Annotated in this window: 14 protein-coding genes; 11 read left to right on the plus strand and 3 right to left on the minus strand. The window is 71.0% G+C overall.

What is annotated here, in order from left to right:
* The first annotated feature begins 3 nt into the window (after nt 1-3).
* The 11 genes from cpaB to HLH48_RS11785 are packed head-to-tail and all read left to right on the plus strand — an operon-like array spanning nt 4 to nt 10,007.
* Nucleotides 4-816: a Flp pilus assembly protein CpaB gene (gene cpaB / locus HLH48_RS11735; protein WP_182997699.1), complete on the plus strand. Its 813-nt coding sequence runs from the start codon at nt 4-6 to the stop codon at nt 814-816.
* Complete coding sequence (locus HLH48_RS11740; protein ID WP_182997700.1) at nt 813-2,192, plus strand: type II and III secretion system protein family protein; 1,380 nt, start codon at nt 813-815, stop codon at nt 2,190-2,192. The genes cpaB and HLH48_RS11740 overlap by 4 nt, the downstream gene beginning before the upstream one ends.
* An 11-nt stretch (nt 2,193-2,203) precedes the next feature.
* Complete coding sequence (locus tag HLH48_RS11745) at nt 2,204-2,536, plus strand: CpaD family pilus assembly lipoprotein (protein ID WP_182997701.1); 333 nt, start codon at nt 2,204-2,206, stop codon at nt 2,534-2,536.
* A gap of 3 nt (nt 2,537-2,539) precedes the next feature.
* The gene (locus HLH48_RS11750; RefSeq protein WP_182997702.1) at nt 2,540-3,778 is read left to right on the plus strand and encodes an AAA family ATPase; all 1,239 of its coding nucleotides are present in this window, start codon (nt 2,540-2,542) and stop codon (nt 3,776-3,778) included.
* The gene (locus tag HLH48_RS11755; RefSeq protein ID WP_182997703.1) at nt 3,775-5,178 is read left to right on the plus strand and encodes a CpaF family protein; all 1,404 of its coding nucleotides are present in this window, start codon (nt 3,775-3,777) and stop codon (nt 5,176-5,178) included. Before HLH48_RS11750 ends, HLH48_RS11755 begins: the two co-directional genes overlap by 4 nt.
* Nucleotides 5,178-6,140, plus strand: coding sequence for a type II secretion system F family protein (locus HLH48_RS11760; protein WP_182997704.1), 963 nt, complete (start codon nt 5,178-5,180; stop codon nt 6,138-6,140). Before HLH48_RS11755 ends, HLH48_RS11760 begins: the two co-directional genes overlap by 1 nt.
* The gene (locus HLH48_RS11765; RefSeq protein ID WP_182997705.1) at nt 6,137-7,084 is read left to right on the plus strand and encodes a type II secretion system F family protein; all 948 of its coding nucleotides are present in this window, start codon (nt 6,137-6,139) and stop codon (nt 7,082-7,084) included. The genes HLH48_RS11760 and HLH48_RS11765 overlap by 4 nt, the downstream gene beginning before the upstream one ends.
* Nucleotides 7,085-7,118: 34 nt before the next feature.
* Entirely contained in the window at nt 7,119-7,871 is a 753-nt protein-coding gene (locus tag HLH48_RS11770) for a tetratricopeptide repeat protein (protein ID WP_182997706.1), read from the plus strand.
* A gap of 14 nt (nt 7,872-7,885) precedes the next feature.
* Complete coding sequence (locus HLH48_RS11775) at nt 7,886-9,121, plus strand: pilus assembly protein TadG-related protein (RefSeq protein WP_182997707.1); 1,236 nt, start codon at nt 7,886-7,888, stop codon at nt 9,119-9,121.
* Nucleotides 9,118-9,597 (plus strand): TadE/TadG family type IV pilus assembly protein, encoded by a 480-nt coding sequence (locus HLH48_RS11780; protein WP_182997708.1) that lies wholly within the window; start codon nt 9,118-9,120, stop codon nt 9,595-9,597. Before HLH48_RS11775 ends, HLH48_RS11780 begins: the two co-directional genes overlap by 4 nt.
* The gene (locus HLH48_RS11785; protein ID WP_182997709.1) at nt 9,594-10,007 is read left to right on the plus strand and encodes a TadE/TadG family type IV pilus assembly protein; all 414 of its coding nucleotides are present in this window, start codon (nt 9,594-9,596) and stop codon (nt 10,005-10,007) included. The genes HLH48_RS11780 and HLH48_RS11785 overlap by 4 nt, the downstream gene beginning before the upstream one ends.
* Before the next feature lie 40 nt (nt 10,008-10,047).
* Here the strand turns inward: HLH48_RS11785 and HLH48_RS11790 are convergent, their stop codons facing one another.
* From HLH48_RS11790 to HLH48_RS11800, 3 genes are all read right to left on the minus strand, one after another.
* A complete protein-coding gene (locus tag HLH48_RS11790) occupies nt 10,048-11,169 on the minus strand; it encodes an acetoin dehydrogenase dihydrolipoyllysine-residue acetyltransferase subunit (RefSeq protein ID WP_182997710.1) in 1,122 nt (373 codons plus the stop codon).
* A 3-nt stretch (nt 11,170-11,172) separates the two neighbouring features.
* Nucleotides 11,173-12,201: an alpha-ketoacid dehydrogenase subunit beta gene (locus HLH48_RS11795; protein WP_182997711.1), complete on the minus strand. Its 1,029-nt coding sequence runs from the start codon at nt 12,199-12,201 to the stop codon at nt 11,173-11,175.
* 63 nt (nt 12,202-12,264) lie between these two features.
* Nucleotides 12,265-13,230 carry a thiamine pyrophosphate-dependent dehydrogenase E1 component subunit alpha gene (locus HLH48_RS11800; RefSeq protein WP_182997712.1) on the minus strand — a complete coding sequence of 322 codons (966 nt, stop codon included), beginning with the start codon at nt 13,228-13,230 and terminating at the stop codon, nt 12,265-12,267.
* Nucleotides 13,231-13,353: the final 123 nt, after the last annotated feature.

The raw sequence follows: 13,353 nt of genomic DNA on the forward strand, positions 1-13,353 counted from the left end.
GTGATGTTTCGTTTTATTGTCTTCGTTCTTTTGGCGATCGGGCTGGGGGGATTCGGAACCGCGGCCTGGATCGCGATCCACCCCCCGGCGGCCGGTCCGCCGGCCCGGAAAGCGATCATGGTCCAGGTCGTGGCCGCCTCCCGCGCGCTGGGTGGCGGATATCTGCTGAAACCGGCGGACATGACGACGATCGCCGTGCCCCGGGGGCGGGAAGGGCCCGATGCCATCGCGGCGTCGCCCGAGGCGCTGGCGGGCGCGATGATGCTGCACGCCGTCAGCCCAGGCGCGATCCTGCGCGCCGGCGACCTGCTGCGGCCGGGCGACCGGGGTTTCCTGGCCGTCGCGCTCCATGGCGGCATGCGGGCCGTCACCATCGGCGTCGATACGATCACGGGCACGGCGGGCCTGATCTGGCCCGGCGACCATGTGGACCTGATCCTGACCCAGCTCTTTCCGGCCGAGCCGAGGCCCGAACGCCGCGTGGCGGCCGAGACGGTCCTGTCGAACGTGCGGGTCATCGCCATCGACCGCCGCCTGGTCCAGGGCGATGATGCCGCGAAGGAGCCCGCGGCGCGGACGGCCACGCTGGAACTGACCGCGCTTCAGGCCGAACAGGTGTCCGTGGCCACCCGCATGGGGCGGCTGTCGCTGGTGGTGCGTTCCGCCCGTTCGGATGACGAACCCGAACCGGCGCCGGGCGCCGCCTGGGCGGGCGATGTCTCGCGGATCGTGCGCGACGGCATGGTCGCGGCCCCCTCCGCCCGTTCGGTCACGGTCTACCAGGGCAGCGCGGAAGGGCAGGAGGTGCGGTTTTGATCGCGCGCGACGGGGCACGGGCCCGGCTCGCCATGCGATTGCTCGCGGCCGGCGTCCTGTGCGCCCTGCCGGCGGCACGGCCCCTGGCCCAGGACGAAGCCGTCCACGGGCTCACCCTGGAGGCCGGCAGAGGGCGGATGGAAAGCCTGCCCGTTCCCGCGGCCCGGATCTTCGTCGTCGATCCCGGGATCGTGCGGGTTCGTCCCGCCAGCGGCACCAGCATCGCGCTGTACGGCGTGGCGGCCGGCCGGACGACGGTGATGGCGAGCGACGCCGATGGCCGGACGATCGCGCAGTTCACGGTCGACGTGGCGCCGTCGCGCTACGGCGCCTCGCGGGCCGAGGCCGAAATCGCGCGCCAGGTGCCCGGCAGCCAGGTCCGCATCCAGGCCGATCTGCACAATCTGGTCCTGACCGGCACGGTCGAGGCCCCCGAGGACGCGGCGAAGGCCGAGGACATCGCGCGGGGCTTCCTGACCGGCGGCCAGGGGGTCACCGACCGGATCGCCATCCGTTCGGCCACCCAGGTCACGCTGGCCGTGCGGATCGCCGAGATGGACCGCAACGTGGTGCGCCAACTGGGCATCGACTGGCAGGCGGTCGGCAATATGGGAAAATTCGGCAGCTTCCCCGCGCTGACCCTGAACATGAACGCCAGCACCGCCGCGTGCGTCGCGACGCGCAATCCGTTCTGCCTGGGCAGCAACGTCAATGGCGTGGTCGACGCGCTGGCCCAGGACAATCTGGTACGCCTGCTGGCCGAGCCGAACCTGACGGTGATGAGCGGGCAAAGCGCCAGCTTCCAGGTCGGCGGCCAGTATCCCATCCCCCTGGCGCAGCAGGCCGGCGCGATCTCGGTCGCTTTCAAGAGCTACGGGGTCAGCCTGACATTCCTGCCGACGGTCTTCAGCAACGGGCGGATCAACCTGCACGTGGTGCCCGAGGTCAGCCAGTTGAGCAACCAGAACAGCGTCTCGGTCACCGCCTCGGGCGCCACGTCCGTCATTCCCGCGCTGACGGTCCGGCGGGCGGAAACGACGGTGGAACTGGGCAGCGGCGAAACCTTCGCCATCGCCGGTCTGATGGAGGATTCGCTGACCGATTCGACCAGGGCGATTCCCGGCGCCGGCGACATCCCGGTGCTGGGTTCGCTGTTCCGGTCCGGCCATTTCAACAGACAGGAGACCGAACTGGTCATCCTGGTCACGCCCTACCTGGTGCGGCCGGTCGCCGACCGCGCCCGCATGGCGGCCCCGACCGACCTGGCGGGCATCCCCGGCGAACTGGACCGCCTGCTGATGCTGCGGCAGGTCGCGCCCACGCAGCCCGCCCGACCCGTCCCCGTTCCCGGCAGCGCGGGTTTCTTCGTCGAATGAAGGAGCGCGGCATGAGACAGTCCCGGCGCATCGCGCTTTCCTGTGTCCTCGCCCTTCTTGCCGGCTGCGCCGTGCTGGACCCTTATCGCAGGCCCGATGCATGGCATCCCTCCGGTGCCAACCAGGCGAACCTGGCGGCGATGGTGGCCGACCCGCGCGATCTGGCGCACGGCCAGTCGGCGCAAGGAACGGACGCGGAGGCACCCGTCCTGGCCATCGACCGGATCCGGCAGGACAAGCCGAAGCGGCTGCCGGTCACCAGCGGAATCACCACCGGGGTCATGGGATCGGGGTCCGCCATCGGCGGCAATGGCGGCGCGTCCGCCGCCGCGTACGGATATTGAGCGATGACGGGCGGGATGGACAGCGCGGGCCGGCATGACAGGCCGTTCCTGATGGGCTTCGTCGGCGACGCGGCGACCGAGGCGCTCATTCGCGAGGGTCTTGGCACCTTCGTCGGCCCCCCGATCGACCTGCGCCGCGGTTCCGTCCGCACCGCCACCGCCGTACTGCGCCGGCAACCGACGCCGCGAATCCTCATCGTGGATATCGGGGACGAAAAGCAGCCGATCAGCGCCCTGCGCGAACTGGCCCATGTCGTCGAGCCCGACCTGTCGGTGCTGCTGGTTGGCAGCCTGGACAGCGCGGATTTCTACCGCGAGGTCACGCGCGGCCTGGGCGTGCTGGAATATCTGCCGCGCCCGCTGACGCGCGAGAAGATCGCGCGTGAATTCGGTCCCGTGCTGGTGGGGCAGAGTCCCGAGCGCGACACCGGCGGACGATGCGTGACGGTGACCGGCGCCCGGGGCGGGGTGGGTGCCTCGACCATCGCGACCAATCTGGCGTGGCTGTTCGGCGTGGCGATGCATCGCCATACGGCGCTGCTGGATGCCGACCTCTATCGGGGCATGACCGCCCTGCTGCTGGACGTGGAGGCCGGGACGGGCTTGTGCCAGGCGCTGGAAGCGCCGGAGCGGATCGACGTCCTGCTGGTCGAGCGCGCGGCCGTCCCGGTGGCCGAGAGACTGCACGTGCTGGCGGGCCGCCTCGATTTCATGGCCGACGTCGCCTGCGCGCCCGGCGCGACGGGCGCATTGCTGGGCGTGCTGCGGCATCGCTACAACGTCGTGGTGGCGGACGTGCCGTTCGTCCCCAACCGGTTCGGCCGCGACCTGCTGATGGAGGTGCATCAGCGGGTACTGGTCCTGGAGCCGACCCTGGCCTCGGTGCGCGAGACGCTGCGCCTGCTGGCGCTGCCGCCCGGCCCCATGCAGAAACAGCGGCCGGTCCTGGTCCTGAACCGCACGGGCCGGCCGGGCGCGCTCAACCGTCGCCAGGTGGAGGACGCCCTGAAAAGCCATGTCGATCTCAGCATTCCCGACCTGCCGCGCCAGGTCGGAACGGCCGAAACGCTGGGCGAGGCGGCGGTGGCCACGCGCGGTCCGTTTCGCGATGCGATGCTCGAACTGGCACGCCAGGTCGATGGGGTGGGCATGCTCGATGGCGGGGCCGGCATGTCGGTGGCGCCCGGAAGGGGGGCGGCCGGCGGGCTGGGGCGCCGCCTGCTGTCGCGGGGCCGGCGATGACGGGATTTCGCCCGCCCGCCTTCGGCCGCCGCGCGGTCGGCGGCGCCCCGCCGCCCGCGCCGGGTCCGGTTGCGCGGGCCGACCGCGCGCGGACGTTTCCACGCCAGGACGCATCGCCCGAGCCTGGCGTGCCGCCGCCGATTCTTGCCGACCTGCGCGCGATCTGTCTCGACCGGCTGGATCCGGCGGCCGTCGCCGTCATGGCGCCGGAGCGGCTTCTGACGGATATGGAGCGCCTGGTCGCCGAGATCGCGACCGAGCGGCGCATCCAGTTGAACAGCCGCGAGCAGCGGGCGCTGGCCGAGGGCCTGGTCTTCGACATGCTCGGGCTGGGGCCGCTGGAGCCGCTGCTCGACAACGAGGCGATCAGCGAAATCATGGTGAACGGGCCCGACCAGGTCTTCGTCGAGACCGGAGGCCGGCTGGTCGCGTCGGGAGTGCGCTTCCGCGACGCCGCCCACCTGGCGGCGGTCTGCCAGAGGATCGCCTCCGCCGTCGGGCGGCGGGTCGATGAATCCAGCCCGATGGTCGACGCGCGACTGCGCGACGGCTCGCGCGTCAATATCGTCTTCCCGCCGCTGGCGCTGAATGGTCCCTACCTGACGATCCGGAAATTCGGCGGCGCGATCATCGATTTCGATCGGCTGATCGCACTGGGCTCGTTGAGCGCGCCGGTCGCGCGCGTCCTGCGGCTCGCTGCCCGGGCGCGGCTCAACATCCTCGTCTCCGGCGGCACGGGCGCGGGCAAGACGACGCTGCTGAACGCCCTGTCGCGCATGATCGATGCCGGCGAGCGGGTGGTCACGATCGAGGACGCCGCCGAACTGCGCTTGCAGCAGCCGCATGTGGTGCGCCTGGAAACCCGGCCGGCCAACCTGGAAGGCGGCGGGGAAGTCACCCAGCGGGACCTGATGCGCAACGCGCTGCGCATGCGCCCCGACCGCATCATCATCGGCGAATGCCGGGGGCAGGAGGCCTTCGACATGTTGCAGGCGATGAATACCGGCCATGACGGCAGCATGTCGACGGTCCACGCCAACACCGCCCGCGACGCGCTGACGCGGATCGAGAACATGGTGCAGATGGGCAATATGGGCCTGCCCCCACGCGCGATCCGCGCCCAGATCGTCGGCGCCGTCGACCTGGTCATCCAGATGGAACGCCACCGCGACGGCGGCCGGCGCATCGTCCAGGTCACCGAAATCTGCGGGCTGGACGGCGATATCGTGACCCTGAACGACATTTTCCGCTTCGAGATCCAGGGCGGGGAGGAAGATGGCCGCCTGGCGGGCCGCTATCGGGTCAATCGCGGGCCGCCGGCCTTTCTGCGGCGGCTGCTCTATTCGGGCCTGGAGCATGACTGGCAGGCGGCGCTCGAACAGGCCGGCGAGGCATGCTGATGGGCGGGCTTCCCGCGGCGCTGCCGTGGCTTCCGTGGGGCCTGTGGCTCGCGGCCATGATGGCCTGCGTGCTGCTGGCCCTGCGATCGCGGGCGCGCGACCGCAGGCGCGACGCACGGGTGGCGGCGGTGGCGCGCGCCGGCCGCCCGGCCCGGGCGACCGAACTGTCGGCATTCAGGCCGCGGCGTCGCGAGCGCCGTCCGCTGGCCGTGCGGGCGCTGGGGCTGCTGGGCGCCGATCTGGCGCGGGCGGATCTGTACCCCGTTCCCTGGTGGATCGTGCCGGCCGTCGCGGCCGTCGCGGCGGGCGCCTTCCTGACCGTGACGACCGACATTCCGGGCATTGTTTCCATTCCGCTTTCGATCGCCGGCGGCGTCCTGCTGTGCCGCGCCGCCTTCGGCTGGATGACCGAACGGCGGCAGGCGCGGCAGTTACGGCAGTTCCCCGACATACTGGCGGCGATCGTCCGTGCCGTCAGTGTCGGCATTCCGGTGCTGGAGGCGATGCGCGGCGCGGCGCGCGAGGCGCCGGAGCCGACTGGGCCGGAAATGTCCCGCATGCTGCATCAATTTTCCATCGGCGTGCCGCTCGACGAATGCCTGCGCGAGATGGCCGCCCGGTCGGGCCTGCCGGAATATCGGTTCTTCGCCACCGCCCTGGCATTGCAGGCCCAGACCGGCGCGTCGCCGCGCGCGACGCTGGAAGGGCTGGCCGATGTCATTCGCAAACGCCTGGCCCTGAAGGCCCGCGGCTATGCCCTGGCGTCGGAGGCACGGGCCAGCGCCGCCGTGCTGGCCGTGCTGCCGGCCGTGCTGGGCCTGCTGCTGTGGCTGACGAACCGGTCCTATATCCGCCTGCTGTTTTCCGACCCGGCGGGGCACGCGATCCTGTCCCTCGCCGCCGGATCGCTGGCGATGGGTGTCGTCACAATGCGCGCGATCATCCGCCGGACGCTGACATGACCGGCCTGCGCCCCGCGCTCTGCGTCGCGACCGGCGCCACGCTGCTGGCTGCCGCGCTGCTGGGCGCGCACGCGCGGCGGCAGCGGCGGATCGGGCGACGACTGCGCGACCTGCGCGGGCGCCCGGCGGCACGCCCCGCCGTGGCCGGCGTCAGGGAACTGGGCCGGTCGTCGCTGCGCTTGATCGCGGCGATGGGGCAATGGATCGTCCAGCGGGGCCTGCTGTCCGCCGGCACGCTGGACGAACTGCGCGCCTCGCTGGCCGCGACGGGCGTGCGGGGCGCCGGCGCCATCGGCCTGCTCATCGGGCTCAAGATCCTGCTGGCGACGCTGTCGCCGCTGCTGATGGCGCTCCTCCTCTCCCGGGTGGGGGGCGGCATGCCGCCGCTGCTCCACCGGGCGTTCGTGGCCGCCGCCGCGATCGGCGGCCTGCTGCTGCCGGACACGATCCTGCGGGCGCGGCGCCGCCGCTACCTGCGGCAGGTCGAGCGCGGCCTGCCCGACGCGCTGGACGTGATGGTGATCTGCACCCAGGCCGGTATCGGGCTGGGGCCGGCGATCGCGCAGGTCGGCATCGAATTGCAGGATGCCTGTCCCGCGATCGCCGGCGAATTCGCCGTGACGGCCGGCGAACTGGCCGTGACCGCCGATACGGGCCAGGTGCTGGCCAATCTGGGCACCCGCACCGGGATCGACGGGCTGAGGCGACTGTCGGCCACCCTGCTCCAGACGCAGCAATACGGCACCCCGCTCACCGATGCGTTGCGCGGGCTGGCGGCCGAGTTGCGCCAGGATATCCTGACCCGCTACGAGGCCGGGGCCGCGCGGCTCGGCGTACTTCTGACCCTGCCGACCGTGCTGTTCATCATGCCCTGCGTGTTCCTCATCGCCGGCGGCCCCGCCGGAATTCAGGTGATGCATGTGCTTCACCATCAGGGCCGGTGAGTCCGTGGATGGGAAATCCTTCGTGAAACGGGTCATGAATACGAAATGGGCTGTCATGGCGCTCATGGCCGGGCTCCTTTCCGCCTGTGCCGGCGGCGGACAGGATCGGGGCGAGGGCGCCTCCCTCGACGTCGCGCGGGCGGCGCTGCGCGGCGGCGCGCCGCAGATCGCCCTGCGCGCCGCCACCGCCCGCCTGGCCGACGACCCGACGGATGCGGCGGCCTCCCTGATCCAGGGCGACGCGCTGACCGCGCTGGGGCGGCTGGAACAGGCCGAATGGAGCTATCGTGCCGCCCTGCATCGCCGCCCTGACCTCGCCGCCGCCCATCTGGGGCTGGGCCGGTGCCTGCTGGCGACCTATCCGGCCGAGGCCGAACGGCAGTTCCAGTCCGCGATCGACCGGGACCCGGGCAACGCCGCCGCATGGAACGATATGGGCGTGGCGCGCGACCTGCTGCGCCGCCATGACGATGCCCAGGCGGCCTATCGCCGGGCCCTGGCGGCAAACCCGCAGATGATCGGCGCGCAGGTCAACCTGGCGCTGTCCCTGGCGATGAGCGGCAATGCCGGCGCCGCCGAACGCCTGGTGCGCCCCTTCGCGGACGATGCCGGCGCGGGCGCCAAGCTACGGCACGACCTGGCGGCGGTGCTGGCGATGGGCGGCCAGCATGACGCGGCCGCGCGCATCCTGTCGTCGGACCTGTCGCCGCGACAGGTCGCCGATGCCCTGTCGGGCTACATGGCGGCGCGCGCCGCCGGAGCGCCGTCCCGCAACGCCACGCCCTGACGATGCACGGCGAGGTGACCAGGGGCAGGGGCAAGGGCGGCAGGCGATCGCGCGGATCGGTGACGCTGCTGGTCGCGCTGGCCCTGCCGGCGCTGCTGGCCGTGCTGGGCCTCGGGATCGATATCGCCTACTGGGCGATGACGCGCCAGGAGGTGCAGCGCATCGCCGATCTCGCGGCCCTGGCGGGCGTCGCGCGCTACGGGGCCGGCGGCCAGGCGTCCGAGGCGCTGAACGTCGCGGCGTCGGTGGCCGAGCTGAACGGCCTGCCGGCCGGACTCCGGGGCGGGGACGGCGCGACGACCCTGACCGACACGGCGGGGGCCTACGCGGCGACCATCACGTTCATCGCGCCGGCCACCCTCGCGGTCACGATCGTCAAGACCGTGCCGCGCCTGTTCAGTGCCCTGTTCCTGACCTCGGGCACCCAGCCGGTCGCGGCCCGCGCGGTGGCGCGGCTCCTGCCGCGCGCCCATGGCGGCCATGCCTGCCTCCTCGCCCTGTCCGGCGCGGGCGAAACGGTTCTGGACGACGGCGCCAGCCTGCGGATGGCCGGGTGCGACCTGCGCGCCAACGGCACCATGACCCTGGGCGCGGTTTCCGCCGTCGATGTCGCGAACCTGGTCGCGGGCGGCACGATCGGGCCGGAGGGCAACGATGTCTGCCCGGCGCTGACCTGCATCCAATACGCGGCGCAGGCGGCCGATCCCTATGCGGCTCTCTATGGTCCGCTGCTGGCCGTCCCGTCCCGCACCGTCGGCCTGCCGCGGGGGCAGACGATGCTGACGCCGCCCCCGGCCGGGGCGGCCTATGCGTGGCCGCCCGATGCCGGGTCATATACGCTGGCCCCCGGCATCTACGACATCGACGGAGATTTCAGCGTGCATGCGGGCACGACGCTGACCGGGACGGGGGTGACGTTCATCGTCAACGGCAACGTCACCATCGACGGTAATGCCGCGCTCCATCTGGCGGCGCCCGCCACGGGTCCCGCCGCCGGGCTGCTGTTCGCCGCGACCGGCGGGCTGTTCCAGCTCGCCGGCGGGGCGGCCACCGTTTTGACCGGCACGCTGTACGCCCCACGGGCCAGCCTGGTCCTCGACGGCGACAACGCGGCGGCGGGCGATTGCCTCTATGCCGTCGCCGCCTCGATAACGCTTCCCGGCGGCGCCGGCTTCGCCGATGCCGACTGTCAGGCGCCGGGCATGACGCCGATCCCCGACCTGCCGGGCGTCGCGAGCCTGGTGGAATGAGCGAGGTCCACAATCGCCGGCGCGGGGCCGGCGTGGCCCTGCTGGAATTCGCCCTGGTCACCCCGGTCCTGCTGGCCATGCTCGCGGCGCTGGCGGATTTCCCGCTGGCCTTCTGGTATCGGATGGTCGTGCTCTCGGCGGTCGAAGGCGGGGCGCATTATGCCTTCGCGGTGGAGCAGAACGAGTCGGGCACGCAGGCGTCGCTCTCGCCCGGCGCGGTCCGGAACGTGGTGCTGGCCATCGGCGGCCTGCCGGGGATGCGGGCCACGGTCGGTTCCGCCACCACGAACTGCATCCAGCCGGGACCGGTCAGCCGCCTGGTCGCGGTCCCGGCGGACGGAACCTGCGCCGACGGGACCAGCCCCGGCACCTACATGTCCATCGCGGCCTCCTACAGCTACAGCCCGCTGATGCCGGTCTATGCGATGGTGGCGCCGACGGACCTGACCGGGGCGGCGACGGTCAGGCTGCAATGAAGCACGGGCGCGGCCTGGCACGCGACGGGCGCGCGGCGGCCGCCATCGAATTCGCCCTCGTGGCCGGCGTTCTCCTGATGATGCTGGTGGGCGGGATCGAACTGGGGCTGCAATGGTGGACCCGCGACTGCCTGCAAATGACGGCCGACCTGACGGCCCGCTGCGTGGCCGTGGGTCCGTGCCGCGACGATCCGCTCGCCTTCGCCTCGGCCCAGGCGGCGGACTGGGCGCTGCCGGGCGCGGTCGCGGCCCTGTCGGTGGATGATAGCGCCCCGTCCTGCCACGGCGTGTCCATCCAGGGCGGATGGTTCGTCATCGTCCGCATCCGGTCGGACCTCTGGTCCGGCCTGTCCTTCCCGTTCGTGTCGCCGTCGCTGTCGGTTTCCGCCTGTTATCCGTCAGTGCCGTGACCGGGCGCCGCCCCAGGGGGCAACGCCCGGCCGTCCAGCCTCAGCGTGCCAGAAAGGCCCGGATCCGGCCGTTGACGTCGTCCGACCGCTCCATCTGCGGCATATGGCCGGTGTCGGGCAGGATCACCACCGTAACCGCCTCCGGCAGGCCCGCCGCGTGGCTGGCGGGCAGGATCTCGTCGTCCTTGCCCCAGATGATCAGGGTCGGCGGCGCGCTCTCCAGCACCGGCCGCAGGGTGTCGGTCTGCTTTCCATCGGCGAAATTCGCCGCCGCGACCCGGCGCAGGGCATCGACGGCACCGTCCAGCCGCTTGTAGCGCAGCACGTCGTCCGCCATCTTGCGGCCGATCAGCCCCTTGTCATGGACCAGATAGGACAGGACCGGGATCAGCGTCTTCTGCCGGTCGGCGGTGATGAACCCGTCGATGAAGGCCATGTTGACGTCCGGACCCAGCCCGGCCGGCGCCAGCAGGGCCAGCGAGGCCACGCGCGACGGCGCGTTCTTCACGGTGGTCAGCGCGACGCCGCCGCCCAGCGAGTGGCCCACCAGATGGGCACGGTCGATGCCCAGCGTGTCCAGCAGGTCGACCACCACCGTGGAGAAGAACGCCAGCGTTCCGTCCCCGACATCCTTGCCCGACCCACCATGGCCGGGCAGGTCGAAGGCAATGACGCGCCGGCCTTCCGCCAGGGCGGCATGGTTGAACAGCCAGTTGCCGATATCGCCGCCAAAGCCGTGGATCAGCACGATCGGGTCGCCATCGCCATGCCCGATATCCAGCACCCGCAGCGCGCGGCCCTTGACGTCGATCACGCTCGGCTCGGGCGGCGCCTCCTCGGCGTCCTCGGCCGACCCGGCCGAGAATTCGGCGTTGAACCGCGCGATAAAGGCATCGATCTCCGCGTCGGTGGCCTCGGCGTCGGCCAGCACGCCGATCAGCGCGCCGACCGCCAGCGTCTCGCCTTCCTGCGCCACCTGCCGGCGCAGGATGCCGGCCGCCGGGCTCTCATAGGCGTTGGTGATCTTGCTGGTCTCGATGTCGGCCAGGTCGTCGCCCGCGCGCACGGTCGCGCCGGGGCGCACCATCCAGCCGGCCAGCTTGCCCTCGGTCATCGCCAGACCGAATTTGGGCATGGTGATGGGGGTGATGGAAGCATTCATGGTTCAGGCCGCCTCGGTGACGTTATGGTTCATGACGGCCTTCACGGCCGCCTCGATCTTCGCGGCGTCGGGCAGGTACAGCGCCTCCAGCACCGACGCGAAGGGCACCGGCGTATGGGGCGGGATCACCCGGCGGATCGGCGCCTTCAGGGCGTCGAACGCCTCCTCCGCCACCAGGGCCGAGATATCGGCGGCCATGTTGCAGCGCGGGCTGGATTCATCGACGATCACCAGCCGCCCGGTATCGGCCACGCAGTCCAGGATGGTGTCGCGGTCCAGCGGCGAGGTGGTGCGGGGGTCGATCACGGTGCAACCGATGCCCTGGCGTTCCAGCCGGTCGGCCGCCTCGTTCGCCAGCTTCACCATCCGGCCGAAGGCCACGATGGTCACGTCGTCGCCCTCGCGCGTCAGGTTCGCCTCGCCGAACGGGATGGTATAGGCCTCGTCGGGCACCTCCTCCTCGTCGTCGTACATCACTTTGTGTTCCAGGAAGATCACCGGGTCGTCATCGCGGATCGCCTCGATCAGCAGGCCTTTGGCCTCGTAGGGCGAGGACGGGATGACGACCTTCAGGCCCGGAATATGCGTGAACAGCGGATACAGCGCCTGGCTGTGCTGGGCGGCCGCGTTGAAGCCGGCGCCGAACATGGCGCGGATCACCAGCGGCGTGCGGGCCTTGCCGCCGAACATGTAGCGGAACTTGGCGGCCTGGTTCATGATCTGGTCCAGGCAGCACCCGACGAAATCGACGAACATCAGTTCGGCCACCGGGCGCAGGCCCGTGGCGGCGGCCCCGGCGGCGGCCCCGATATAGGATGCCTCGGTGATCGGGGTATCGAACACCCGCTCGGGACCGAATTCCGTATACAGGCCCTTGGTGACGCCCAGCACGCCGCCCCAGGCATCCACCGTGCCGGCCGAGCCGCCCTGGCCGCCGGCGACGTCCTCGCCCATCAGGATCACGCGCGGATCGCGGCGCATTTCCAGTCGCAGGGCCTCGTTGATGGCCTGCCGAAAGCTCTTCTTGCTCATGATTGTCTCATTGTCTCTTGTCTGGGTCTCTTTTCCGGCGCGCGGGAGAGGGCGGCGGGGCGCTCAGTAGCGGACATAGACGTCGGCGAGCAGGTCGGCGGCCTCGGGCAGCGGCGCCGCCTTGGCGGCGACGACCGAGCTTTCGATCTCGTCGCGGACCGATTCGTCGATCGCGTCCAGTTCCGCATCGTCCAGCAGGCCGGCCTCGGTCACCTTCCGGCGGAACAGCACCAGGCAATCATGGTCGCGCCGGGCTTCGGCGACCTCGCCGGCGGCGCGATAGGACATGGCGTCGCCTTCGAAATGGCCGTACCAGCGAGCCAGATGCACATGCAGCATGACCGGCCCGTTGCCGGCGCGGGCATGGGCGATGGCCTCGCCGGCCGTCTGGTGGACCGCGAAGAAATCCGAGCCGTCGCATTCCATGTACGGCATGCCGAACCCTTCGGCGCGCGCCTTCTGCGTGCCCGCCACGGCGAAGGACGACCCGGTGGCCTCGCCATAACCGTTATCCTCGACCACGAAGACCACCGGCAGTTTCCACACCGTGGCCAGGTTCAGGCTCTCCAGCGTGCTGCCCTCGTTCGACGCGCCGTCGCCATAGAAGGCGACCGCGACGCCGCCGTCCTTCAGGACCTTGTGCGACAGGGCGGCGCCGCACATCAGCGGCGGCCCGCCGCCGACGATGCCGTTGGCGCCCAGCATGCCGCGCGACAGGTCGGCGATATGCATCGATCCGCCCTTGCCCCGGCAGACGCCTGTGCTCTTGCCATAGATCTCGGCCATCATGCCCGAAACCTCGACCCCCTTGGCGATGCAGTGGCCATGGCCGCGATGCGTGCTGGAAATGGTGTCGCTGTCCGTCAGGTTGGCGCAGACGCCGACGCCCGAGGCCTCCTCGCCGCAATAGAGATGGACGAAGCCGGGGATCTCGCCGGTGGCGAATTCGACATGCAGCCGCTCCTCGAAGTCGCGGATCGTACGCATGGCGCGATAGGAGCGAAGCAATGTTTCCCGTGCGATCTGCATTGGAAATCTTCCCTGTTATTCCGGGGATATCGAATTCCGATATCCGTCGTGCAGAGGGGAACGCCGATCGCGCCCGGCGACAAGAAAGACTGCCATTCACCTAACGAATATGTGACGCCATCC

It is taken from the genome of Gluconacetobacter sacchari (assembly GCF_014174255.1).
Lineage (GTDB): Bacteria > Pseudomonadota > Alphaproteobacteria > Acetobacterales > Acetobacteraceae > Gluconacetobacter > Gluconacetobacter sacchari.